Source organism: Streptomyces sp. NPDC059743 (genome assembly GCF_042732975.1).
In the GTDB taxonomy this organism is placed as follows: domain Bacteria; phylum Actinomycetota; class Actinomycetes; order Streptomycetales; family Streptomycetaceae; genus Streptomyces.
Window position 1 is genome coordinate 315,032 of the sequence record NZ_JBHWGS010000009.1, and the last position, 22,625, is coordinate 337,656.

The 22,625-nt window shown below is 67.6% G+C and carries 25 protein-coding genes and 2 pseudogenes; 13 read left to right on the forward strand and 14 right to left on the reverse strand.

The window, feature by feature from the left end:
- Window positions 1-824: 824 nt before the first annotated feature.
- Window positions 825-1,187, reverse strand: a complete 363-nt coding sequence (locus ACFV6H_RS18470; RefSeq protein ID WP_385543007.1) for a hypothetical protein — start codon at window positions 1,185-1,187, stop codon at window positions 825-827.
- A gap of 1,614 nt (window positions 1,188-2,801) precedes the next feature.
- Between ACFV6H_RS18470 and ACFV6H_RS18475 the strand changes: the two genes are divergently transcribed.
- Together ACFV6H_RS18475 and ACFV6H_RS18480 are read left to right on the forward strand one after the other, a co-directional pair.
- Window positions 2,802-2,993, forward strand: coding sequence for a hypothetical protein (locus ACFV6H_RS18475; protein ID WP_385543010.1), 192 nt, complete (start codon window positions 2,802-2,804; stop codon window positions 2,991-2,993).
- A gap of 266 nt (window positions 2,994-3,259) precedes the next feature.
- Window positions 3,260-3,685, forward strand: coding sequence for a hypothetical protein (locus tag ACFV6H_RS18480; RefSeq protein WP_385543013.1), 426 nt, complete (start codon window positions 3,260-3,262; stop codon window positions 3,683-3,685).
- Window positions 3,686-3,806: 121 nt separating this feature from the next.
- Here ACFV6H_RS18480 and ACFV6H_RS18485 read toward each other — a convergent pair whose 3' ends face one another.
- Both ACFV6H_RS18485 and ACFV6H_RS18490 read right to left on the reverse strand, forming a co-directional pair.
- Window positions 3,807-4,562: a DUF4232 domain-containing protein gene (locus tag ACFV6H_RS18485; protein ID WP_385543016.1), complete on the reverse strand. Its 756-nt coding sequence runs from the start codon at window positions 4,560-4,562 to the stop codon at window positions 3,807-3,809.
- A 239-nt stretch (window positions 4,563-4,801) separates the two neighbouring features.
- Window positions 4,802-5,653 (reverse strand): hypothetical protein, encoded by an 852-nt coding sequence (locus tag ACFV6H_RS18490; RefSeq protein ID WP_385543019.1) that lies wholly within the window; start codon window positions 5,651-5,653, stop codon window positions 4,802-4,804.
- 44 nt (window positions 5,654-5,697) lie between these two features.
- On the opposite strand from ACFV6H_RS18490, the gene ACFV6H_RS18495 reads away from it, so the two are divergent.
- The gene (locus ACFV6H_RS18495) at window positions 5,698-6,126 is read left to right on the forward strand and encodes an NUDIX domain-containing protein (protein WP_385543022.1); all 429 of its coding nucleotides are present in this window, start codon (window positions 5,698-5,700) and stop codon (window positions 6,124-6,126) included.
- Here the strand turns inward: ACFV6H_RS18495 and ACFV6H_RS18500 are convergent.
- The 4 genes and pseudogenes from ACFV6H_RS18500 to ACFV6H_RS18515 form a co-directional block, all read right to left on the reverse strand.
- The gene (locus ACFV6H_RS18500) at window positions 6,121-7,767 is read right to left on the reverse strand and encodes an SUMF1/EgtB/PvdO family nonheme iron enzyme (protein ID WP_385543025.1); all 1,647 of its coding nucleotides are present in this window, start codon (window positions 7,765-7,767) and stop codon (window positions 6,121-6,123) included. The two genes, ACFV6H_RS18495 and ACFV6H_RS18500, sit on opposite strands and share 6 nt — an antisense overlap.
- Before the next feature lie 292 nt (window positions 7,768-8,059).
- On the reverse strand, window positions 8,060-8,260 hold the full coding sequence (locus ACFV6H_RS18505) for a helix-turn-helix domain-containing protein (RefSeq protein WP_385543028.1): 201 nt from the start codon (window positions 8,258-8,260) through the stop codon (window positions 8,060-8,062).
- Window positions 8,261-8,461: 201 nt separating this feature from the next.
- Window positions 8,462-8,668, reverse strand: coding sequence for a DUF5999 family protein (locus ACFV6H_RS18510; RefSeq protein WP_385543031.1), 207 nt, complete (start codon window positions 8,666-8,668; stop codon window positions 8,462-8,464).
- A gap of 88 nt (window positions 8,669-8,756) precedes the next feature.
- Window positions 8,757-9,317: pseudogene (locus ACFV6H_RS18515) on the reverse strand (ATP-binding protein); the annotation flags it as partial.
- Window positions 9,318-9,563: 246 nt separating this feature from the next.
- Between ACFV6H_RS18515 and ACFV6H_RS18520 the strand changes: the two are divergent.
- The gene (locus tag ACFV6H_RS18520) at window positions 9,564-10,373 is read left to right on the forward strand and encodes an SDR family NAD(P)-dependent oxidoreductase (protein ID WP_385543034.1); all 810 of its coding nucleotides are present in this window, start codon (window positions 9,564-9,566) and stop codon (window positions 10,371-10,373) included.
- Window positions 10,374-10,384: 11 nt separating this feature from the next.
- Here ACFV6H_RS18520 and ACFV6H_RS18525 read toward each other — a convergent pair whose 3' ends face one another.
- Complete coding sequence (locus ACFV6H_RS18525; protein WP_385543037.1) at window positions 10,385-11,458, reverse strand: hypothetical protein; 1,074 nt, start codon at window positions 11,456-11,458, stop codon at window positions 10,385-10,387.
- Window positions 11,459-11,979: 521 nt separating this feature from the next.
- Between ACFV6H_RS18525 and ACFV6H_RS18530 the strand changes: the two genes are divergently transcribed.
- From ACFV6H_RS18530 to ACFV6H_RS18570, 9 genes are all read left to right on the forward strand, one after another.
- Window positions 11,980-13,500 carry a radical SAM protein gene (locus ACFV6H_RS18530; protein ID WP_385543041.1) on the forward strand — a complete coding sequence of 507 codons (1,521 nt, stop codon included), beginning with the start codon at window positions 11,980-11,982 and terminating at the stop codon, window positions 13,498-13,500.
- Entirely contained in the window at window positions 13,484-14,194 is a 711-nt protein-coding gene (locus tag ACFV6H_RS18535; RefSeq protein WP_385543044.1) for a hypothetical protein, read from the forward strand. The genes ACFV6H_RS18530 and ACFV6H_RS18535 overlap by 17 nt, the downstream gene beginning before the upstream one ends.
- On the forward strand, window positions 14,191-14,412 hold the full coding sequence (locus ACFV6H_RS18540) for a hypothetical protein (protein ID WP_385543047.1): 222 nt from the start codon (window positions 14,191-14,193) through the stop codon (window positions 14,410-14,412). The genes ACFV6H_RS18535 and ACFV6H_RS18540 overlap by 4 nt, the downstream gene beginning before the upstream one ends.
- Entirely contained in the window at window positions 14,409-15,014 is a 606-nt protein-coding gene (locus ACFV6H_RS18545) for a hypothetical protein (protein WP_385543050.1), read from the forward strand. Before ACFV6H_RS18540 ends, ACFV6H_RS18545 begins: the two co-directional genes overlap by 4 nt.
- A 15-nt stretch (window positions 15,015-15,029) precedes the next feature.
- Window positions 15,030-15,698, forward strand: a complete 669-nt coding sequence (locus ACFV6H_RS18550; protein ID WP_385543053.1) for a carbohydrate kinase family protein — start codon at window positions 15,030-15,032, stop codon at window positions 15,696-15,698.
- The gene (locus ACFV6H_RS18555; RefSeq protein WP_385543056.1) at window positions 15,635-15,847 is read left to right on the forward strand and encodes a PfkB family carbohydrate kinase; all 213 of its coding nucleotides are present in this window, start codon (window positions 15,635-15,637) and stop codon (window positions 15,845-15,847) included. The genes ACFV6H_RS18550 and ACFV6H_RS18555 overlap by 64 nt, the downstream gene beginning before the upstream one ends.
- 21 nt (window positions 15,848-15,868) lie before the next feature.
- A complete protein-coding gene (locus ACFV6H_RS18560) occupies window positions 15,869-16,822 on the forward strand; it encodes a nucleoside 2-deoxyribosyltransferase (protein ID WP_385543059.1) in 954 nt (317 codons plus the stop codon).
- On the forward strand, window positions 16,819-17,187 hold the full coding sequence (locus tag ACFV6H_RS18565) for a hypothetical protein (protein ID WP_385543062.1): 369 nt from the start codon (window positions 16,819-16,821) through the stop codon (window positions 17,185-17,187). Before ACFV6H_RS18560 ends, ACFV6H_RS18565 begins: the two co-directional genes overlap by 4 nt.
- A gap of 82 nt (window positions 17,188-17,269) precedes the next feature.
- Window positions 17,270-17,575 (forward strand): MazG-like family protein, encoded by a 306-nt coding sequence (locus tag ACFV6H_RS18570; RefSeq protein WP_385543065.1) that lies wholly within the window; start codon window positions 17,270-17,272, stop codon window positions 17,573-17,575.
- Here ACFV6H_RS18570 and ACFV6H_RS18575 read toward each other — a convergent pair.
- The 6 genes and pseudogenes from ACFV6H_RS18575 to ACFV6H_RS18600 form a co-directional block, all read right to left on the reverse strand.
- Window positions 17,572-17,742, reverse strand: coding sequence for a hypothetical protein (locus tag ACFV6H_RS18575; protein ID WP_384988176.1), 171 nt, complete (start codon window positions 17,740-17,742; stop codon window positions 17,572-17,574). The genes ACFV6H_RS18570 and ACFV6H_RS18575 overlap by 4 nt on opposite strands.
- Window positions 17,743-17,790: 48 nt before the next feature.
- Window positions 17,791-18,289 (reverse strand): annotated as a pseudogene (locus ACFV6H_RS18580) (sensor histidine kinase).
- A gap of 845 nt (window positions 18,290-19,134) precedes the next feature.
- Window positions 19,135-19,395 carry a hypothetical protein gene (locus ACFV6H_RS18585; protein WP_385543068.1) on the reverse strand — a complete coding sequence of 87 codons (261 nt, stop codon included), beginning with the start codon at window positions 19,393-19,395 and terminating at the stop codon, window positions 19,135-19,137.
- 85 nt (window positions 19,396-19,480) lie between these two features.
- Window positions 19,481-20,281 (reverse strand): SDR family NAD(P)-dependent oxidoreductase, encoded by an 801-nt coding sequence (locus ACFV6H_RS18590; protein ID WP_384988173.1) that lies wholly within the window; start codon window positions 20,279-20,281, stop codon window positions 19,481-19,483.
- Between the two features lie 17 nt (window positions 20,282-20,298).
- A complete protein-coding gene (locus ACFV6H_RS18595) occupies window positions 20,299-21,066 on the reverse strand; it encodes an SDR family NAD(P)-dependent oxidoreductase (protein WP_385543072.1) in 768 nt (255 codons plus the stop codon).
- Window positions 21,063-22,616, reverse strand: coding sequence for a CocE/NonD family hydrolase (locus ACFV6H_RS18600; RefSeq protein WP_385543075.1), 1,554 nt, complete (start codon window positions 22,614-22,616; stop codon window positions 21,063-21,065). Before ACFV6H_RS18600 ends, ACFV6H_RS18595 begins: the two co-directional genes overlap by 4 nt.
- Window positions 22,617-22,625: the final 9 nt, after the last annotated feature.

Consider the following 22,625-nt stretch of genomic DNA (forward strand, 5'->3'; position numbering starts at 1 on the left):
GTCCAGCTGGCACCCAGCGCCACGCACCCAAGTCTCCCCGTGGGGCCCGTTGCACGTGAGAGTGAGAGACACAGTCACCGGTGTAACCATGCTGTACTCGGCGTCGCATTGCATCGGAATCCGCGAGCCTGGGGCGGAGGCCCCGAGATCCATCCCGTCAAGCCCGGAGAGATTATCGTGGTCATCGGGGTAGGAAATGACGACGGATGTCAGGACCGGGCCTGTTACCTGGCGCAGGGCCATCTTGGCGTACCGCTGCCCGTCGTAGAAGACGGAACCAGGTTCGAGCTCAAACGTGAGGCCACCGGCCTCGTGCTGCGTAGCGATCTGAGCTGCGAACTGTTCCCTGGCTAGGCGCAGCTGTTCCTCAGCGGCCACAGTTTGTCGCTGGGCATAGAGGGCAGACTCCTTGGCGGTCTCCGCCTGAACCTTGGCGCTGCGGGCCTGGGACCAAGCGAACACACCCGCGACAACGCTGATGCCCGTTGCCGCGACCGCGATCCACTCTCCGGCTCCCACTCTGCCACCTTTGCTCGGTCTGCGACGTACCACCGTACGGGCTTGATGCATGGCGCCCCGAACGGGCGTACTCCCACCGGCGGCCATGCCGGTCGGCGCAAGCTTACGAACGTACGGCGAAGCGAGCGGCAACAGTTCAGACTGCACATTCGAGGGGCCCCTTAAGCAGCAGACCTCGAAGGTCGCCGGGCAGTCGCAGGAACGTGGAGCCCGTACGCCGCCGGGATCACTTACGGTCACCATCGGGCTGAGCTCTGCCGGAAACTGGCGACAGTTGAATACGCGAGTTCACCGGTAAAGCGCGGTCACGGCCTAAGCGCCTGCGCGACGGCCCCTGCGGAGGCAAGCAGGCTTGTCACCGCATGGGCGTCGCTTAGTGCCGCCCGCAATCGCTCCCGCTGCACTGGCGAGGCTTGGCCGGTCCTCATGATCTGGTCCTCGACGCTTGCGAGTACCTCATCGAGCGCCGCCATCTCGGGGCTTTGGACCAGCCGCTGCAAATCGGCACGCAGTTCCCTGACACTGCTCAGCAATTCCTCCGTAGCACGGTCCGTTCGGCTGTCGGTGGTGTGGTGAGAGTAGGATCCGGCGTGGGTGTTACTGATGGCGCCGATGAGGCCGCCGACGACCTTCTGGCCGAAGTTCAGGTCATCGCTGCCCTTGCTCATACGGCCCCACCCTCTTCTGCGGCCTCTGGGGCCAGCGTTTCCATCATGTTGGCTGGCGTGACTGCGGATGTCTGTTGCGTGCGCGTACCCGGCTGCCGAGTCGCAGGTTGAGTGACTGCCTCACGGATCTGGCGGATCTGGCCTAGCTGTTGAAGCAGGGCGGGTGCTGCGGCCCCAACTGTCAAGGCACCGAATGCCCCTGTGGCTTGCCCGCTGGTCCCGAACGCTGTGGCAGCGGCCCCGCCGAGCACCAGTCGCGTAATAGCGATGGCTACGACGGGAGGTAAGTCGATGAAGCTGAAGAAGCTCGGAGGATTCTTGCGTCTGTTGCCCGTCGGCGTCAGCCGAGCCGCGCGCCATTCTCCCAGTCGACTGAAGAAGGCAACTGCTTCGATCAGCGCCCCGCCTGCCCCTCCGAGGAGCATGTAATCGATCACCGTCACGTTGTCGCCCCCCGCGCGCAATAAACGACCGTATCTCCATGCTGCCACTACGGGCAGGGCCGCACAGCACTTCGGCCAGGCGGGGATCTGCGCTCGCTTCTGGACACCCCATCCTGAGGGGCCTCGGCTACCACGACCAGACCGTAACCCGGCTTGCCACCGAGGCCGTCGCCGCGCGCAAACCTGGGAAATGGAGCGACTCCTCGACAAGCGCAACTCGTCGCCCGCCGGGTGACGGTCCGACGGGCGGCAGCATCGGTGCTGGCTCCCGGATGTAATGCACAGGCGCAGAAGACATACAAGCCGTCGCACGGCTAGGGATGTTCGGCCCTTTGCGTAGAGAACTCGACATGCGAATCTCCTTCAAAGCGACAACAGTTAGGCGTACCCCGGGGAGAGAGCCGATCACCGCGAGCACGGCGGGCGGCATGGACTGGCGCTGGTTTCAGCACGGAGTACTGGGCGGCTGCCCAGCGGGCTGTCAGCAGCGCGTGCGACCACCTTGGCAAGGCCAGCTCCGGCTAAGTAGTCACTGACAGACCGCGGACACGCCGTAAGCCGTGGATGGGCACGGCAGGAAACTGCATCGGACGCATTGCACCCCCACGGCATCCGAAGGTGGGCGCCCGTAGCACAGAGGCGGCCCGGATCACCGCTCGCATTAATCCTCCCCCCTGCCAGGCGATTCCTGCCTGTTGACGTGAAACAACCCTCTGCGATTCAAGCCCCAGCAACCGTCCGCGTCAATGAGAATGCAAAACGGTCAATTCAGCCGAGAGGAGCCGGGGCACAGTCAGCACCGTCCGACCGCAATCTCTCGAAATCCCTTGTAAATCAAGGACCTTGAGCACCTGCTCCCCAGGAGGGCGGCGCCTCGGAGCCCGGAGGCAGCAGCCTCTCAGGGGCCGGATCAAGATCCCTCTTCTGGAATTCCTCCTCGCAAAGTTTTGCGGGTGAATCCGAACCGCAAAAACGTGCGGCCGGTTTCGTCCCTCTTGAATCCGTTCGCCCGAACGTGGATCTGGTGGAAGGTTGAATCCCGTACAGATCGCTCCACATCAACAGCGCACCAGTCGAACACCCCGAGCCATCGCCAGGCGTTCCGTTCACATACTTGATAATGTCGATCTAGGGATATATAGGACCGCTCTCGCAGTCGGCTCCAGCCGCCATGCCTGCAATGAACTCGGAGGAGTCCCATATGCCTGGGCCCGACGAAGAGCCGCTCACCCCGGGCCAACTCATGGGTCTGGCCAGCCTGCTGCGCGCCTGGCGCGCCGTCGCCGGGGAAAAGAGGGGGCTGGGGCGGCCGATGTCCCAGGAAGAAGTGGTGGTCGGCCTCGGCTATCGCTCACTGCGCTAGTACCAGGCGCTCGAAAGAGGCGCCAGACCGCGGCTTGACCGGCAGGTCATCGACGGGCTCGCGAATGTCCTGCTCCTCGGCCGTGACGAACGCGCCGCCCTGCACCTATACGCCCTCGACGGTGCCCTGCCCACCATTCCCGCGCTACGCGCCGACGACCCCACGCGCCGCGCACTCCAACTGCTGCTCGACCGGCAGATGCCCCTGCCCGCCTTTCTCACCGATTCCGTCTGGAACATCGTCGGCTTCAATGACGCAATGACGCAATGGCGTCCTGGTGGCCGTGGATACGGCAGTCCGATGCGAACTTCATGCGCTGGGCCCTGCTCACCGAAGAGGCCCGCACCCAGTACGTCAACTGGCATCAGCACGCCACCGAGTACATCGCGATGATTCGCATGGCCAGTGCCCGCCAGCAGCGCAACACCAACCTGGCGAAGCTGATCCAGGACGTGCGCCGCTCCCCGGACTGCGACGCGATCTGGGTATCCGGCAGTGCCATGGCGGGCAGCCGGGACGGAGCACACCACCGCATGGTGATCCCGGCCCTGGGCCCCGACGTCGTCGAGGTCGTCAGCCACGTCCTCGAACCCGGCGCCCTGCCCGGCTGGCAGCTCACCATCGTGAGCTGGGTGCCGGACGACGGGCCGGATGCCCGTCCCGACAGCCGGCCTTCCAGCCCGCCGAAATGACTTGCTCCGTGAGTTCGTGGGCCCTGTACCGACTACCTAAGGGCTGTCCCATAAATGGAGGTGACTCAACGACTTCGGTGACCAGGACCGGTTCGATGCGGTTGATGCCTGGTGGCCAGACTTACTGATGGGTGGTCAACCGGGTTCCGAACGTGGTGACCTCAATGAGCCCGTCACACGGCTGCAGACCGGGCTTCGAGAGGGCGATGGGGCGTGCGTCGCCGGGGACTCGGATCTCAGCGCTGAGGGGTGAATCGATGACCGGAGCAACGCACTCGGCGGCGAACGAGCTGAGCCAGAGCAAGTCAAAAGATGTGCTGTGGCCAGGGGAGAGCACGACGACCGAAGGCGGGCGTAGCTGCGAGCGGACTGTTGTGAGACGCCGTCGTTCGTTCGGTCTCGTTTCCGGCGTCGCGCACGACTGGGTGTCCGGCAACGCCCCGGGGACGCAGACCGGCACGACGTCGGAACCGTAGAAAATCAGGCCGGCCCAGCCACTGAGCCGACACGGCGAGTGACCCGCGTTGCGCAGCACAACCCTGGTGACGGTCTTCTGCTCGTGGTCCTCTGGGAACAGTCCCGGGTATTCGGTCGATGCGGTGAGGTCAGGGGCTGCGCAGTCGTGGATCTCGGGGATTGTGGGTGTTGGTGTTGTAGCCGCGGTCGTCGCAGAGTGGGTCGGTGCGGCCGTGGCGGTGACGGACGTGTGCGTTGCTGGGGTGGTTGTCGGCGAAGGCGTCTGGGTGGGGCTGCTGGTCAGGGCGCTCTGACTCGGGACTTGCCCGTCGGCCGAGTCTGGTACGCCGGCTGATGCGGCGCATCCCAGTGTCGTCAGTAGCAGCGTGCTGCCTATTGCGTGTCCCCACCATCTCCCCATGCTTCGAAACGTAGCAGCGGGGTCTGTGGTGTTTCGGAGCGGCCCCCGTGCCGGCGGTCGGGAGCGTGCGGTGGTGAGTGCGTCAACCGGTGGGTCCGTGGGGATGCGGGCATGTTGAGGATGCCCACCAGTTGGTGGTCGTCCTGCAGCTCTGTGTCGAGAAGGACGTCGACCTTCTCCTTGGCTGACCGTTGGCCAGCGCTGCCGGTTCACTGTGACCAGCAGTTACGGGACAGCCCTTACCTCCTGGTATCGGGACCGGTTTCTCGGTTCCCGGCGGGGGTTTCTACGTAGTCCGGGGCGCCGAGGTCGATCATGGGGCTGGTACTGGTGACGACGTCGACTCGGTTGCGGCGGGCGTAGGCGGCCAGGGCGAGGGAGAGTTTCGGTTCCGTGGAGGTGCGGTGCAGGGTGGTGGCCAGGTGGCGCAGTAATTCCGGTGTCAGGTGGAGGCGGCCTTGGAGCAGGCGGAGCTTGTCCGGGCCGTGGTGGGCGGCCAGTTGCGCGGCAAGAGCAGGGTTCGGCTTCTCGATGAGTTCGGTCATGGTGCGTACGGGCCCGGTGCCGGCGCAGATGATGACTCCGTGGCTGGTGGCGGCCTGAACGTCGAAAGGACTCGCCAGCACCGCCGGAGTGCCTGGCGTTGCGGCGGTGGCGAGTGTGGACAGGGCGTTGTGGCTGGGGTCGATGTTGTCGGCGAAGGCGAGGCTGATGTGTTCGCTGCGCAGGTGTTGGGCGCCGTTGAGCGCGGAGGTGATGTCGGCGTAGCGCCCGTACTGCGGGATGAAAACCACGCGCAGGTCCTCAATCGGCGGGCGCGGGCCGCCTGTTTGCCCGGCAAGCTCCTGGTAGCGGGCTACGGCGCCGGGGGCGAGGACCTGGCGGGTCCAGTTGATGAGCGGTGCGTAGTACCGGTGGTGCACCACCACGGCACGCTGGGCACCGAGGGCGGCGGCCTCCTCCAGGACGTGCACCAGGCCGGGGCGTCCCTGGACCGGGCGGAATTCCTTGGGGAGGAACAGTGACCAGTCGCCGACACGGGTGCCCAGTCCTCCTGCGGCGATCACGACATCTGTGGGCAGCGCATTCATCGCTGTGGTCCTTCGTAAGGGCGGGAAGGCGGTAGCGTCGCCGGGTGCATACGCGTGTGACGGGCATCGTCATTGAGGACGGCCGGATCCTGCTGCTGGACCAGGACACCGACGGGCCGCGGTCGTGGAGTCTGCCGGGTGGCAAGGTCGAGGACGGCGAGAGTCTGGAAGAGGCTCTGGTACGGGAGATGCGGGAGGAGACCGGCGTCGAGGTCGAGGTCGGGCGTCTTCTGTACGTGTGTGACCACACGCGGGCTCATGTTGTTCACATCACCTTCGAGGCCCGCCGCGTCGGCGGGCGGATGGGGGCCGTGGAGGAGGGCGCGGATACGCGTCCGATCCGGCAGGTCGCCTTCGTCGAGCTCGACGACCTGTCCGGCCTGGGTTTCAGCGAGACGTTCGTGAAGTTGTGCCGGGACGGTTTTCCCGGGGCCGGTTCGTACATGGGACCCAAGTCCGCCATCGGGCTATGAGTCGTCGGGTCCTGCCAGTGCGCTGGTCAGGAGGCGGTCCAGCTCGCCCAGCGGGCGGCCAGTGCCGCCTTCGAGCGTGTCGGTCCAGCGGTTGAGCCGGTTCGCCAGCTCCCAGGCCCCGAGCCCGGACGTCGCGGTGGTGCGCGAGTCGCGTACGAGGCGGACACCGACCCCGCGCGAGGAGCCCAGCAAGTTACGCGAGCGCACCGCGCCGATCGCCTCTTCACTGCCCGGCGTGTTCCAGGCCGCGCCGAACAAGTAGCGCTGTACGGGCTCCGCCACCGGCTGGTCCGAGCCGTCGCCGCACCAGATCTGAAGGTTGCCGACCAGGTGGTGAATCTGATGAAGACTGTGGCCGGGCTCCGCGACCGAGGATGCGTCGCCCACCGCGTAGTCGCAGTTGTACGCCCGTGCGCCCGCGGTTGCCTCCAGCGCCTCGGCCCGGGTGGGGAGACGGGCTCCGAGCCAGGCCGCCATGGCGGCGGCTCCTGCCCAGGTGACCCAGTACGCCGGGTGGGACTCGTAGCCGGGACTGACCCGCCAGACCCGCCGTCCGGCATCGAAATGCAGGCGTCCACCGCGTTCGTGCGGCATGGGACAGACCAGCAGGTTCGTGCCGAGGCGCGTATTTGGCGCACCGGCGGCGTGCAGCATGGTCAGCAGATCGGCCATCTCCGCGTTGGTGACCAGCAGATTCCGCCAGGACACCTTCTTCACCGGGTAATAAGCGGACGCGGGAAGAGCCTGCGCCGGTGATGGCGTTCGTACGGCGGCTCGGCGACAGGGCGCCAGATCACGGACCTCGTACAAGTCGTCACCGGCCAGCCACTCGGTGGCGGTCGCGGTGACCTGCGCGTCGAGTAGTTCGCCGGCGCGCGCCATGGTGGCGGCGGTGTGGTGGGGCATCAGCTCGGCCGTGCGGGAGTCGAGTTCGGCGACCAGCTTGTCCTTGTGCCCGGTCGTGGCGAATGTCGGATCTGCCGCAGCCATGCCAGCGAGATCCTCGGCCGGCCGGGGCGCATCGGCGACTTGCAGCGTGATCTTCAATTGGCCGGCCAGCGCGGACAGCGCCGCCTTACGGTCGCTGACATGCTGCTCGTACGAGACGACTGTGCAGTCCCGTCCGCATCCAGCCAGGTCGCGGTGCACAGCACGGGCCAGCAGCAGCGTATTGACCGCGATCAGACGCGCCAGGGCTACCGCTTCCTCAGGATTGTCCTGTGGCAGCAGCGGCGCGAACTCATCACGCCAGCGCGGCGACCGGGCAGTCGCCGCCACCTGGGCGTACCGCTCGCCATAGCGCCAGCGTTCCCACAGCCGGCCGCGGGCGAAGCTGGAAGCGATCCCGATCGGGGCCCGGGTGAGGATCAGAACCGGGGAGTGCGGCAGAAGCCCCAGCGCAGTGTCCGTGGCGAAGAAGAGGTTGGTCTCCTTGACCAGATGCCGAGGCCGTCCGTAGAGATCACTGAGCGCGCAGGCCAGATGGTGCTGCCCCAGGCCATCGAGCCCGGTCCCGTCCAGATCGACCGCTACTCGGTTCCGTGGGGACAGCGGGTGCTCCCTGCCGAGCTGCTGCCGGAACGGTTCATTGTGCTGTGGCATCACCGAACGCAGCGAATCGGAGAGCCAGTTCGACCCCACACGCTCGAAGATCCCCAACGCCAGCACCGGCGCCGTCGCAAGCGGACGACGAAGACCACCATGCTGCCCGTATATCGCGGCAACCCGCGCAGCGACAGAAGCAGAGGAACCTCGTACGAAGCCGCTATCGACCGTGATCTCCTCAACGGCCGGTCGCAATCCTTCGGTCATGCTCAACTCCCTAATGCGCCCGCCAAAGCGGTCGTCCGTCGTGGTGATGGAGATGGCGGGGGCTGCCTGTTCACTGGTCGGGCGAAGGGGGTACGGGCTTGCGTCGGTTCCCGCCGCGCCCTCACAATTCCACCTTGTGCCAGGTCAGGAGTCGGTGGATCGCGCCGTAGGACCGTCCGGACTCATCGGCAATCTCCCGAATACTGGCGCCCTTCTCCTCGTACGCCTTGCCTACGGCCGTGGCGAAGAGCAAGCGGTGCTTGCCGGTGAGCCGCGCGTGCTTCGGAACAAAGGGCAGACCCAGTTCCGGTTTCTCCTGCATCGGCTGAAGTACCTCCGTTGTTGGTTGGGGGTGGTCGGGGATGGCGGGCGGCCGAGGAGCCGACGTGCCATACCGCCTCGGCTGGAAGGGGCGCTTATCCCGCACCGGGCCCGGCACGTCTCGACGTGCCGGGCCCCTGACAGCCGGCTGGCTAAGAGCCCGACTGCCATGCCGGTCGGGCAGGAAGGTTCGGTTGCCTCGTCACGTCAAAGACGCGGCATGCTCCGGCGTCAGGGGCCGGTGCGGGGCGATGATCGTGCCGTCCGGCAGCAGCACGCCGGTGTCCTCGAAGAGCAGGACGCCATTGCACAACAGCCACCAGCCCCGTTCCGGGTGACCGGAGACTGCCTGTGCGGCCTGCCGGTCCGGACAATCCGCGCCGGGACACTCCGGTTTGTGCTGGCACATCGACTGGTCCTTCGATCAAGGCGTCCCCGCCGCCGGAGCGAAGCTCAGGACTCCGGGGGAAGTCCGTCAACGGCGGCGGGGACGCCGCTCATGGTTGGTTACGAAGCAGGCCTTTGGCGCTGGCGGTCCCATTCCGTGCGCGCGTGGGGAGCGCCTGCAGCCCGACGAGCACACGCCCCAGCGATAAGGGGTCCGCTCTCCCCGCCGATGGCGGTTCCGCTCCTGATGGCTTCGAAGGACTCCGAGCCGTGCTGTCGGCCGAGCCCGGGGCGAGCGAAACCTCGGCCCAGACCACCTTGCCGGGGAGCGCCCGCGCCGGGTAATGCCCCCAGTTGTCGCTCATCATGGCGACGATGAAGACCCCCCGCCCGCCGGTGGCGTCGCCGCCGACCTGCTTCAGCACCGGGGGTGTTGGGTCCCGGTCCCATACCGACACCCTCACCGCGGCGCCGACGATCTCCAGGGCGACTTCGAAGGTCTGTACCGTGCTGAGTTGCGAGTACTCCAGCGGCACGCCCTCCTTCTTCTCCGAGTGGCGGACGGCGTTGGTGGCCAGCTCGGAGACCAGAAGTCGCATGGTCTGGATGACGTCGGAGGGCATGTGCCAGCGGGTGAGTACGTCGACGGTGTGCCGTCGCGCCCAGTTGACGGAATTGGGGGTGTGGAGTTGATCCGCGTCACCCGGGGCCGAGGCGGTTCGTCAGAGGCGGGCGCGCATCCCGGGCTCGCGCCGTTTCCCGTCCGGAGGCCGGTAGTCGACGAGGTCGCCGACTACCCGGTTGTCTCCGGGCCGGGTACGAGCACAAGAGAACCGTCCTGGCGGCCGTCCCAGAAGAGGGCTCCGGGGGATGCATTTGGCCATGCGGGTACGCACGGGTTGCAAGGAGTTGGCACGATGACGGACACGGAAACTACCGAGGCACCACGCGCTCGTACGGGGCGGTTCCAGGACCGGCGCCTGCTGGTGACGGGCGGATCCCGCGGGTTGGGTGAGCACGTCGTACGGCTTCTGGTGTCGGAGGGCGCCCGGGTGGCGGTCTGCGCACGGAACCCTGAGCCCCTCGCCGCCCTGAGTGACTCATTGGAACCAGCCGGCGCCCTCTTCGTCCGGGCCCTGGACGTGACCGAAACAGAGGCGCTGGGGCAGTTCGTCGAGGACGCTGTTGCCGAGCTTGGGGGCCTCGACGGTTTCGTGGCATGTGCCGGTGGTGCGCGCGGCCGGGGGATCGAGCAGGCAACGGCCCAGGACTGGTCCGCCACGTGGGAGATGAACGTCGGTCACGCGGCGCGGCTCACCGCGGCGGTGACCACCCATCTGCGGGCGGCGGGCGGTGGGGCGATCGTGGTGGTGGCGTCCATCTCTGGCTGGAAGCCCGGGCCGCAGGCTCAGTACGGTGCGGCGAAGGCGGCTCAGATCCACATGGTGTCGTCCCTGGCCAGGGAACTGGCCGGGGATCGCATCCGTATCAACGCGGTGAGTCCGGGATCGATGCTCATTCCGGGTAAGCGGTGGGACCGGATGCGCGGCGAGGACCCGTCGGCCTTCGCCCGTTTTCTGGAGGAGTTCCCCGGCCGGGAACTCGTATCGCCGCAAGAGGTGGCGGACGTCATCGCGTTCCTGCTGTCGGATCAGTCGCGAGGGGTGACGGGAGCGAACATCCCGGTGGACAAGGGGCAGAACGCGCCGACGCCGGACGGATACTAAACCCCTGCTGTTCAGGCCGCGGTACCGAGTATCGGCCAGGCCTTGCGCTCGAAGTCGCGCACGATCGTCTCTGTCCTGCGGGGCGCGAGCCGGGCACGGAAGTCGCGCAGCGCCTGTACGGAACGTTCACTGTGAACGCCGCCCAGCAGGTCCAGCGCATCGCTCGCCGTGCCGACCGCCTCGTCCAGGCGGTCCTGCTGAAGAAGGGCGGTGGCAAGGACAGAACGGCTGATCGCCTGACGTCGACGACGGTCGCTGTTGGCCTTCGCCGAGGCCGTAGCGAGGCGTTCGGCTCGTACGGCCTCGCCGAGGTCACGGTGTACGAGGGCCGCTTCGGCCTCCAGGTAATGGTGATCCAGGAACCGTACCCACGGCGACTCCTCGGCCGGTCCCCGGCTGATGTCCAGTGCGCCATCGGCCGCGTGGAGGGAGGCTGTCGCCTGTCGGGAGTCACCGAGTACGGCATATCCGCGGGAGGCCATAGCATGCAACCGCATCAGTCCCAGCGGGCTGCCTGCCGATTTCGCGGTGGCGATTCCTGCCCTGGCCAGTGAGACTCCTTCGGCCGGGCTGCCGAGGCTGGTGGCCAGATGGGACATGCCCGCCAGGATCTGCCCGCCGAGGACTCGGTCACCGCCCTCGGCACATAGCCTGAGCGCCTGGATCATGTACCGCTCGGCGAGCCCGTAATCGGCCGAGTCGTACGAGCACCACCCGGCCATCGCGGCCAGTTTCGCGGCCGAGGTGTAGAGGAAGCGGCGCTGGTGCGGAGGCATGTTGCGCTGCTGCAGCATGGGAGCGAGCTGGGTGCTGAGGTAGTGCACGATGCTGGCGCGGACGCCTCCGCCGCCGTACTTGTTGTCCATCTCATCGAACATGTCGATCATCGCCTGGACCTGCTCGGCAGGACCGCCGTCGGCGACGACGGCGAGCCGTGGTGCCTGCTCGTCCTCCAACAGCCAGAGAAGCCATTGCCGTTGGGGATCCATCAGGGCGGTCGCGACGAACGGTACGGCGCCGAGCAGACTGCGCCGAGAAATGTCAGTGGAGCCCAGCTCCGCAAGCGTGTGCAGCGTTTCACCCACGTCTTCACGGTACGTCAACGCCCGTGCGACCACAGGCCTCTGGGGCTGCGCCGGGAAGCCCAGGTCCACCGGCGCGACGGGACGTCCCAGGAAGCCGGCCAGGGCAGCGGCGATGAACTCGGGGGCACGGCCGTGGGGTCATCCCTTGCAGCCAGCGGGTGACCGACGCCTTGTCGTGGCGCGACACCTCGCCCTGGGACACGCCCAGTTCGTTGACCCGGCGGGCCAACGCCGCGTGAGAGCAACCGGCTTCGACGATCACAGCCGCGAGCACGGCGTTGCCCTCGCCGGTTCCCCTTGCTCCACCCATGGGTTGATGACGCCTTGTCGATCACGCTGTGTCCCAGCGTTCCGACACAGTGCCATCGAAGAACAACCCCCGTACAACCGAACAACCCCTTCACTCCCTCCTCTCGGAGGGCCTCCGGCGCTGAAACTGGGAGGGCTGCGGGCCGATGGCCTCCCGGCGAGCACGCCGGTGGAACGCCGCCGATTGCTCTCAGCGTCGAGGGGAGACACACATGCGTCCTGTAGTGATCTTGGATTGCTTCACCGTTGAGCCGAGCGGGCTCGGCGTACCGCCCTACCTGTCGACCTACGTGCGAAACGCCTGGTCGGCGCTGCGACGGGCACGGCCCGAGGCCGACGTGCGGTACGTAACGATCGACGATGTCCGATGGTGCCTGGCTGGTGGCAAGCCGACCGTCGAACCGCCGCAGAGCGACCCGCTCACCTACTCGGCGACGGTCAACCGCGACAACGCCGTCCAGCTCCTGCGGGATGCCGAGGTCGTTGTGGTGGTGGCGGGGGACGCGGTGCCGTCCGTCCATCTGCATGCCGTCAACGGATCGCTTGAGGAGATCGCTCGCGCGCTCGCCTGCGCGCGAGGCCGCCGATACCTCCTGGGGCCACTGTCCACCTACGCCCTGGCCTCACCCGCGCAATACGCCGGGCTGTTCGATGCCGTCCACACCCACACGATCACGGCCAGTGATCTCCACCTGGGCAGCCGCCACCCGGCCGACTATGCCCAGATGCAGCGCGAGCGCGACAGCTTCGCGGGCCTGGTCGAGCAGATGCCCTGGCGCCCGATCGCCGAGCTGGAGCTGTACCGCGGCTGTACACGGCGCAAGTTCTGCGACTTCTGCAACGAACCGGCCAAATCCCCTCTCGTCGCCTTCCGCGAAGTCGAGGACGTGGTCGAGGAGGCCGCCCAGCTCTACGCGGCGGGGGTCCGCAACTTCCGCCTCGGCCAGCAGACCTGCTTCTTCTCGTACCGCAACCGGAACGAGGACGCGATCCGCGCGGTGCTTGGCGGGATACGAGAGCGCTGCCCGGAGCTGGAAGTACTCCATATCGACAACGCGGACCCGCTGGTGGTGGCCGCGCCCGTGGGGCGGCGTATCGCCAAGCTGGTGGCCGACTACTGCACCGAGGGCAACTGCGCACCGATGGGGATCGAGAGCTTCGATCTCGCGGTCATCGAGCGGAACACACTGACGTGTACGCCCGAGATCCTGACGCGTGCCATCGAGCACGTGAACGAGGCGGGCGCCGACCGCGGTCCGGGCGGTCTCCCGAAGCTCCTTCCGGGGCTGAACCTGGTCTACGGCCTGCCGGGCGAGACCCACGGGACGCATGTGGCCAACTTGCGCGGTCTGGCCGGGATTCTCGACGCCGGCCTGCTGTGCCACCGTACGAACGTACGCCTGGCCCGCGCCTTCCCAGACACCCCGCTGGCCGCCCTCGGTGAACTGGCACCCCCGCCGTCGGCCGAGCACTTCGCCTCGTGGAAGGCCGACATCGACCACACCTGGGACCGGCCGATGAAGGAGCGCGTCTACCCGACCGGACTGCGCGTGCCCGGCCTGCACTCGTACTTCATCGGCCGGGGCGGCACATGGTGGCGGCGACTGGGCTCGTACTCCATCCAGATCGTCGAGCGCGGCGCAGCGGTCCCGCTGGGGACCACGGCCGACCTCGTCGTCACCGGCCACGCACCCCGCGTGATCTACGGAGAGCGCCATGCAGCCGCTGCCTGACGGAGCACTCGCCACGCTCGCGGCTCTCGACGGAGCGACTATCCGTACCGTACGCGTCGGGCTGCTGCTGCCCTGGGCCAATACCGCGGTGGAAACCGAGCTGCCTCGTTTCGGCCTGGCGAACACGGTCTTTCACTATGCCCGTCTGGTGCCGGCGTCCAGGACCACAGCGATCGACTCCTCTTTCTGGCACGGTCTGCGGTCCGCTTCCGCTGGGGCACTCGACTCGCTGTCCCACCTCCCACTGGACGCGGTGGTCCTCGCGTGTACATCCGCGGGATTCACCGGCGGCCCCGGGCTTCCGGACGACGTGGTCACGGCGTTTGACGCACTCCTCGGCGCCCTCGCGGGCTCGGGTGCCTCCCGCGTCGTGCTCGCTACGCCCTATCCCGCCTCCGTCACCGAAGCGGAGAGTGGCACGCTGACTGCGTCCGGCATCGAGGTCCTGGCACAGGCGAGCCTCGGGCTGGACGACGGGTACGCCGATGTCGCTCCGGATCAGATCCTGGAGCTTGTCGGGCAGCTCCCAGAGAAGGCGGTACGGGCTGCTGATGCGGTCGTGCTGTCCTGCACCGGCTGGCACACCCTTCCGGTGCTCGCCGAGCTGGAGCGCCGGTTCGGCAAGCCGGTGTTCTCTTCCAATCTGGCCATGGCGCTGCTGGCGGCTCGCGTCCATGCTTCAGTCGCGTCATGACGAGCCAACGCGCCAAGCCGAAGGCGCTCGACACCCGGCGCATCCACCGGCTGGTCGCCTGCGCCGCGGCCCTGCCGGATATCCAGGCAAAGGTCGAGACCAACCACGACGAGAACCGCTGGTGGCCGACATCGATCACCGACACCCGGATGCGCATGCTCGCCGCCGGCTGGTCCACCCGGGTCTCCTACCGGATGGTGAACACCTACGCGAGGTGATCGCATCGGCCGATGCCCAGGGCTTCGACAGCCTCGTCGCCGCCACCGACGACGAACTCACCGAACTGGTACGGCCCATCGGTCTGCCTCAAACCAGGATCGACTACCTGCGGTCCCTCGCGGAGCTTCTCCAGCACTGGGACAAAGAGGGAACCGACGCGACCGCGGAGTCCGCCGACTGCGACGCTTTGGTGGTCGCCTTTGCGCGGCGGGTGCGCGGCGCGTCGTTCAAGGTCGCCCAGTGCGCGCTGCTCACCGCTCGCGGGTATCACTGCGGGATCATCCCGGTGGACTCCGGCATGGTCTCCAAGCTGGCACCCCTGCTCGGTATCGCCCTTCCGTCCGGCCCAGTGACACATGAGTGCCTCCGCCACGCTCTTGAAGCCGCCGTACAGGCCCGCTCGGCGAACTTCCGCGCGCGGGCCGCTGAGCACGAGTACAAGGTCACGATCCCCGATGGGATTGAGCCCACCTGGTGGGTGCACCTGGTCCTGATCTATTTCAAGCGCCTGTACCTCAACGGCCCGTCCCCGCGCCTGTGCCGCCGCCGGCCGGTCTGCACCAAGATCGTGGACTGCCCACACTCCCACCGCCGTGCCTGACTCGATGGAGGGACCGTGGAACGCCTTGCCGTGATCGGCAACGTCAGCCGGGACCGTACGCACTATCCCGACCACCGCGGCGGCACCAGGCTCGGCGGCGCGGCCCTGCTGCTCGCGCTGGCCTCCAGAAAGGCCGGGCGACAGGCCGCACCGGTCTGCGTACTCGGCAACGACCTCGCACACCTCCCCAGGACACCGGGACTCGACATGCTCGACTGGTCCGCGCACCGGCGGGCCGACGGCCCTTCGGCCACCTTCGAGTTGATGTACGACGCGGACGGTGAGCTGGTCACAGCCCGTGCGGGCTACGGCGTGGCCAAGAACCTGACCGCTCACGCACTCGCCTACGTGGACGAACGCCCAAACGGTACGTACCACGTCTGCTGCCGCCGCCCCCTCGACGCGGACGCCGTCCTCAGCCGACTCGCCTTACACGGCGCCGCGTTCAGCGTGGACTTCTTCCTCCCGAGCGCCGGGGAGATGATCCGCGCCGCCGCCCGGTGGCTGCCGAAGGCGACCACGGTGTTCGTCAACGCGGCCGAGTACCGGCTGCTGAACAGCGTCCTGGACACCGCGGACCTGCGAGAGTCGTTGTCACCGACGGCCCGCGAGCCGCCCAAGTGCGGCACTTCGGGCGGCTCACCGCCTCGGTCCTGCCGCCACCCCGTTCCACGCGGGAGGTGACGGGCGCTGGCGACACCCTGGCCGGTACGTTCCTCGCCCTCCGCGCGTACGGCGCGACGCCCCGCGAAGCGCTGACGGGCGGGGTGGCAGCAGCAGCCGAGTACGTCTCGGCTCCGCCTCTTCCGATCCCCGCGCCTCGTCCCGTCTGACTCATCTCCCGGGAGCTACTGGTGTCCTACTACATCGCTCACCGGCTCTTTGCCGCACACGACCGCGCACTCGCCGCCGCCCTCGCCCAGCGCATCGCCGCGAAGACCGGCCCCGACAACGTGTTCCTGCCCTTCTGCGACACCGACGAGGAAGATCTGGTGGCCGAAATCAAGGGCCGCCGCCTCTTCGAGCTGGACCGCGAGCGCCTCGGCCGTCTCGACGCCATGATCGCGCTCCTGCACGGCCCGAGTCTGGACGACGGGGTCTGCATGGAGATCGGATACGCCGTCGCCTCCGGCGTCCCGGTCGTCGTGCTCAGTACCGACTTCCAGACCTACTCCCTGACCGAGACCGGTCCGCATCTCAGCTTCCCCGACCCGCTCATCCAGGCGGTGGCCGCCCGAGTCGTGCGCGTACCAAGGCTCGGCGACCCGGAATTGCTGGGACAACAAGTCCCTTCCCTCTTCGAGGCTTTCCGCGCCCGCAATCTCGCCCAGATCAACACCGCACTCGATACGACCGTCGACACCCTGATCAACCTGCCGGACCACCCTGCCCGGCTCGTGAGGCCATCTCCGGCCGACCGATCGTCCGTCTACGTCGAGGCGTCGCCGTACACGGCCTGGGACGGGAACCACCTGGCCGAGACATGCGTAGCGGCCGGTTACACCGTGGCGGTACCCCAGCGCTTCACGGCAGCCGATCCGGTGAAGGCGGCGCTGAAGGACCTGACGGCGATGTGCTCGGCCGACCGCCTTCTGGCAGACGTCTCGGGGCCCGAGACCCCGCCCGGGACTGCTCTGCTGATCGGCGCCGCAGCGGCCCGTAGCATACGGACCGCCGCCGTCCACCCACGCTCGTCCTTCACCCACGCCCACGGCCGGGAACCCAACTGGCGCAACCTCATGATCCAATACGCCGCTGAGACCCGCCTCGACAACCGCGAGGACGTTCTGTCCTGGCTGGCCGCATGAACATCGACGAGATCGCCGGCCACTACCAGACCCTGGTCCTCGAAGGCTGCGACGGCGTCGGCAAAAGCACCCTCGCACAACGCCTGTCGACAAACCACGGCTTCACCGTCGTCCACTCACCCCGAACCCCCGACCACCTCGACCTCGCCGAAAGCGTCATCACCCGCACCGGCGCCCTCATCCACCTCACCGCCCCACCCGCCACCATCCACCAACGGCTCCTCGCCCGCGACGGCCACGCCACCGCCCTCGACGAGATCACCGCCCTGACCGCGGGCTACGAACAGGTCTTCTCAACACTGGCGGACTACACCCCCGTACTCACCCTGGACACCACAGCCACCAGCCTCCCCTCGCAGGAGTGACGACCGCTCCGATACGCGTACGCCCGGCACACCGCTCCCACTAGGCTCCGGGAGCACCTGCCGTACCGCCGCTGGAGGAGCCGTGGACATCGCAACCGCCCAGAAACTCGCCTGGGAGAACAAGAACCTCAAAGGCTTCAACACCACAGACGTAGCCCTGGAGTTCGGACTCCTCACCGCCGAAATCGGCGAAGCCTTCACTGCCTGGCGCAAGAACCTGCCCGACCTCGGCGAAGAACTCGCCGACATCCTCCTCTACACCGCCGCCCTCGCGCAGATGAACGGCATCGACCTTGACCACGAGGTAGCCCAGAAAGTCGAGAAAAACGCCCGCCGCACCTACGAACCGAACGAACACGGAGTACCCATCCGAACCAGCGACGGCTAGAGCGTGTCCGGCGGATCAGGCCGCATCCGGGTGACCCGCACTTCGCCGTACTGGTAGCGGGGTTGTAGGTGCCTGTCCTCCGCCGAGTTCGTCCGACCGATGCTGTCCTGCATGTACGAGACGCCGATGTCGACACCGTGTTCGTCGTAACCTTGGCCCTCGGTCACCCGATATGTCGTCGCGCACGCCCCCTGCCCGTACCGGCCATACCACCCTCACCGTTGCGGGACGGGCTCGACGCCCAGCAGCGCAGGATCACTTGGCGGATGCCGCTGGACACACGGGAGTTGGTGGTCGACTGACGGTTGCTTTCCCGGTCGTCTCCCGAGGAGTTCCGTTCGGGGAATCGCCTTCCCGGACGTCTTTCTAGGACGTCTCCGTGGCTGAGCGGTCAGGGCGTTTCGGCGGGTGGCCGGGGCCGGTCTCAGGGTGAGGACCATGGTCATGCCGCCGCCCGGGGTGTCGTCGGCCTCAAGGGTGCCTCCTATGGCCTCGGTGAATCCGCGGGCCACCGCGAGGCCGAGCCCCACTCCGGCGCCGCGGGGGGTATGTCCGTACCGCTGGAACGGTGCGAAGATCCGGTTCTTGGCCTCGTCCGGGACGCCGGTCCATCACCCGTACCTCGACACGGACGGCGATGGCGCTGGCCGACACCAGTACCCGTTCACCGTCCGGGCTGTACTTGACCGCGTTCTCCACGATGTTTGCCACCACACGCTCCAGCAGTCCCGGGTCGCGCCGCGATCCTCGGGTGCGCGGGAGTCGTCCGGTCCTCGGGCCGGAGCGGGAGCCGGCGATACGGGGGCCTGCTCCGAAGCGTGGGCTCCTGCTCCCTGCGGTAACACGGTCACTTGGCTGTGAGTTCCTTAAGTGCGGTATGAGGCTGGGAAGATGGAAGATCTGGTCCGGGTCGGCCGACGAGAAGCCGAGCGGGCCGGGCCGCGATCCCTGGACGCGCCGTCACAGCTTGCGGGACGGACGTCCTGAGGAAACCCCCTCGTGCCAGGTTTCCGTCTCTCGTTGACGGCGCTCTTACGGCCGTCGCGACGTACTTGACGTTTTCCTTACGCCGCCGGCTTCACGCGGCTCGAAGAGGTGAAGGAGATCGCCGGACGAACCGTCAGGGGGCTCGGTCTCGCACGGCCGCTTCCTCGTCCCATGCCCAACCCCGCGTGCGTAAAGGGGCCATATGCGTCCCATCAGGAACGACCGGCAGCACGTCAGTGGTCCGTCAACACGCGCGCTGGGGCCCGTCCGCGTCCCTAGCATCCCCGGCATGCGACGACGCGTCATCCGCCCCCTGCGCGAGCAACACACCACCGACCGCACCACACGCGGGAGGCCCGTTGCGTACGACACCTGCTGGGCCGGGAACGCGCGGGCCGCCGTCGGCTGTGCCGTGCTGCTTCTCGTTCTGCTGCTGACAGTGGACACCGGTGCCGGCACCTTCAGCGGGCCACGTGGCGCCCTGTGGACATCACTGGCCCTCCTGCTGTTCCTTGTGCTGTGGCCGGCAAGGGCCACCGCGGGACCGGGCTGGCTGTCCTCGCGCGGCCTGCTCATCGAGCGGCGGGTGCGGACAGACCGTCTCGCCTCTTCGCGGAGGGGTCGATTTCTCGGTCTTCGGCGGTCTGATCGACGCGGATGCGGACGGTGTGGTCGCCGTATCGGCAGGGGATGCGGACGAGGTGGTAGAACCGGGCTTTCTCCTCTCTTCGTAGCTGGAAGTCTTCAACGGGCAGCGGCATGTAGAGGGTGGTGCCGTCCACGGTGGTCTGCTTCTCGCAGACCCGGCCGCCGTGGAAGCGCGCCTGCGACACATCAGGTGTCCGGACGACTCCCGCTCCGTGGTTCTGACGCCATGTCAGGGGACTGCTTCCGGCGCACCTGAGCGTCCCTGTCCGGTCAGATGGGCTGGGTACCGTATTCGCGCATGTCGGCTGCGTACGGCGCGACGCTGAGGACTCCGCCGTCAACGGCATGGACGCTTCCGCTGATGAAGCCGGCATCGTCCGACGCGACGAAGGCCACGAACTTGGCGATGTCCTGCGGGTGTCCTAGTCGGGGTGTGGTGTGGTGGCGCTGCATCATCTTGAGCCACTGCGTCTGGCTGAGGGCCTGGATCGCCTGCTCGCTCAGGGTTATGCCGGGCATAACGGCCACGCAGCGGATGTTGTCCTTTCCGTAGCGGGCCGCGATCGAGCGCGTCATGGAGTTGAGGGCCGCTTTGGAGGCCCCGTAGGCGAAGCGGGTCGGCTCGCCGATGACACCCGAGCCGGACGAGATGTTGATGATCACTCCGCCGCGAGACTGCTTCATCGCGGGGATGGCGTACTTGCAGCCGAGCATCGGGCCCCGCAGGTTCACGGCCATGGTCAGGTCCCACAGGTTGCTGTCCATGGTGAGGAGGTCGTCGTCGCCTACGGAGGCGGCGGTCGCCGCGGCGTTGTTCTCCAGGATGTCCAGCCGTCCGAACCGGGTGACGGCTTCCTCGACCATGGCCTTCACGGCCTGCTCGTCCTGCACATCGGTCTGGATGCCATGGGCTTGTCCGCCGTCGCGGATGATCTCGGCGGCGCGTGCCTGAGCGGCGTCTCCGTTGACGTCAGCGAGGAGGACGGCGGCGCCCCGCTGGGCCAGTTCTGCTGCGCAGGCGGCGCCGATGCCGCCGCCCGCTCCGGTCACGATCGCTACCTTGCCTTGCATGTTCGGCCTCTCCTTGGTCAGCTGAAGATGAGTCCGCCGCCGTCAACCGGGAGGGTGCACCCGGTGAGGTAGCTGGCGTCCGGTCCCGCGAGGAAGACGACGGCGCGGCCGACGTCGAGCTGTGCGTTCCCCGTGCGCGGGATCGACGTCTGGGCGAGCAGCCCCTGGAGTTCGTCGGGGTGGGCTGCGAAGTACTGTTCGGCCTGTTCGGTCAGCACGAAGGGCGCCACAGCGTTCACGGTGATCCCGTGGACACCCCATTCGCGGGCGGCAACGCGGGTGAGGGCCGCGATCGCGCCCTTGGCGGCTGCGTAGGCGCCGAAGCCTGCCAGTCCCTGGAGTTCGGCACCGGACCGGAGGTTGATGATCCGCCCACCGGATTGGTCGTCTGTGCCGGTGCCGCGGAGGTAGGGGAAGCACTCGCGCATGAACAGGAACGTGGCCACCGGCCCCGATCCGTAGGCGAGGTCGAAGTCGGCCGACGACATGTCCTGCAGTGGCACGCCGGGCCGTTGCGCCATGGCGTTGTTCACGAGGATGTCAACGGTGCCGAAGTGCTTGACGGTGGTGGCGACGGTGGAGGCGACGTCCTGCTCGACGGTCACGTCGCAGTGCACGGCGAGTCCGTTGATCTCGGCTGCGACGGCGTCGGCGCGCTCGGGGTTGATGTCCGCGACGACGACGTGGGCGCCTTCGGCCGCCAGGGCACGGGCGATGCCCTCACCGACTCCCTGGCCGGCGCCGGTGACGATGGCCGCACGGTTGGCCAGAATGCGGCTTGTCACGCGATCACCCCGTAGCGCAGTTCGCAGCTGTCGCCGCCCACCTGGAGGGTAACGGTGCCGGGCGAGGCAGTGTCGTCGATCTGCGGGTAGTCGCTGCTGGAGATCGTGAGACGCAGCAGGTGGCCCGCGGTCACGCGGTGGTGGGCGGGCCACAGAGCGACCAGCAAGTGGTAGGCGGTGTCCGGCTCGACGGGCGCGGGTTCCTCGTCGCCGTCGCGGTGGCTGGCCTTGAGCCAGCCGTTGGTGATCCTGGTCGCGGTGCCGTCCGGGGCTACGTCTTCAAGGATCGCGGCGATGTGTCCGTCGGAGGCGGAGAACGCGACGCGCACGCTCACCTCAACCGCGCCAGCGATCACCTCGTCGAACTCAAGGTGCGGCGTGTGGAAGACCAGGCGGCCCGATGGCGAATCCTGGGCGGGTGCGTCCGGGCTCTCCTTGGGGGGCCGGGCGTCGAAGACCATGTAGCTGGCAGCTTCGGCCAGGCCGTTGCCGCCCTGTGCGCCGTTGCGCCGCAGTCGTCCGGTCGAGGTCATCGCCCAAGTGGTGGTCTGCGACTGCTCGGGAGGCCAGGCGGTGTACTGCTGCCAGCCGTGGTTGGGCATCTCGTAGGAGGTGACCTTGACCTGGGGCAGCAGTCCGGCCAAGTCGTCCTGGAGCCAGTAGTCCCACCAGGCCAGGTAGCCGGCGGCGGCGATGTCCTCGATCTGGCCAGGCATCATGCCGTGCTGCCAGGGGCCGGCGACCATCCAGAACAGGTCAGGGTTCGAGAGGTAGTTCTCGACCATCCCGACGCGGTAGGCATCCAACCACCCGCCGACATCCAGGACGGGGATGTTCACCTTGTCCCACCGCATCTTGACGCTGCGCTCTTGCCAGTAGGTGTCGAAGAGCGGGTGCTCGGGGTAGGTCTCCAGCGTGTGGGGGGCGGTGTTGCGCTGCCACTCGCGGATCTGGGCGTTGGGGATTCCGCCGCGGTACAGCGTGTTGTCGTACCAGTCGCTGAAGGACTGGGCCGCGATGGCGGTGACCAGGTGGGGTGCCTGGTTGACGACAGCCAGCATGGTGTTGTGGCCGCCGTAGCTCACGCCCATCTGGCCGATCTTCCCGGTGCTGAACGGCTGGGCGGCGAGCCATTCGATCAGGTCGACGTTGTCGTTCTGCTCCTGGAGCCCGAAGGGGTCGACGGTCCCGGGTGATCCGCCGGTCCCGCGAACGTTGCAGACCAGCACCGCGTAGCCGCGCGTGACGTAGTGGTGCGCCCCGGCAGCGAAGAACGGGACGGAGTTGTAGCCGTTGAACTCGTAGACGATCCCGGGGAACGGGCCGGCTGCTGGGGTGCCGTCGGGGTTGGCCGGGCGGTGGAGCTCGCCGCTCAGGTGCACGCCGTCGCGCATTGGCACCTGGACCTGCTCGGCGTGGACGCCGTGGGTCTCGGGGCGGTCGTAGGCGAAGAACGGGTCGGTCGACGTGGTGGTCGGCTTGAGCGCCACGGGGCCGTTTTGCTCTGCGAAGGCCGCGATAAGCTCGGCGGGGGTCAGGGGTTGTGTCATCGGTTATCC

Coding starts and splice junctions, on each gene's coding strand:
- ACFV6H_RS18470 (WP_385543007.1), bottom strand. CDS start 1,187: ATGAGCAAGGGCAGCGATGACCTGAACTTCGGCCAGAAGGTCGTCGGC.
- ACFV6H_RS18475 (WP_385543010.1), top strand. CDS start 2,802: ATGCCTGCAATGAACTCGGAGGAGTCCCATATGCCTGGGCCCGACGAA.
- ACFV6H_RS18480 (WP_385543013.1), top strand. CDS start 3,260: ATGGCGTCCTGGTGGCCGTGGATACGGCAGTCCGATGCGAACTTCATG.
- ACFV6H_RS18485 (WP_385543016.1), bottom strand. CDS start 4,562: ATGGGGAGATGGTGGGGACACGCAATAGGCAGCACGCTGCTACTGACG.
- ACFV6H_RS18490 (WP_385543019.1), bottom strand. CDS start 5,653: ATGAATGCGCTGCCCACAGATGTCGTGATCGCCGCAGGAGGACTGGGC.
- ACFV6H_RS18505 (WP_385543028.1), bottom strand. CDS start 8,260: ATGCAGGAGAAACCGGAACTGGGTCTGCCCTTTGTTCCGAAGCACGCG.
- ACFV6H_RS18510 (WP_385543031.1), bottom strand. CDS start 8,668: ATGTGCCAGCACAAACCGGAGTGTCCCGGCGCGGATTGTCCGGACCGG.
- ACFV6H_RS18520 (WP_385543034.1), top strand. CDS start 9,564: ATGACGGACACGGAAACTACCGAGGCACCACGCGCTCGTACGGGGCGG.
- ACFV6H_RS18530 (WP_385543041.1), top strand. CDS start 11,980: ATGCGTCCTGTAGTGATCTTGGATTGCTTCACCGTTGAGCCGAGCGGG.
- ACFV6H_RS18535 (WP_385543044.1), top strand. CDS start 13,484: ATGCAGCCGCTGCCTGACGGAGCACTCGCCACGCTCGCGGCTCTCGAC.
- ACFV6H_RS18540 (WP_385543047.1), top strand. CDS start 14,191: ATGACGAGCCAACGCGCCAAGCCGAAGGCGCTCGACACCCGGCGCATC.
- ACFV6H_RS18565 (WP_385543062.1), top strand. CDS start 16,819: ATGAACATCGACGAGATCGCCGGCCACTACCAGACCCTGGTCCTCGAA.
- ACFV6H_RS18590 (WP_384988173.1), bottom strand. CDS start 20,281: ATGCAAGGCAAGGTAGCGATCGTGACCGGAGCGGGCGGCGGCATCGGC.
- ACFV6H_RS18600 (WP_385543075.1), bottom strand. CDS start 22,616: ATGACACAACCCCTGACCCCCGCCGAGCTTATCGCGGCCTTCGCAGAG.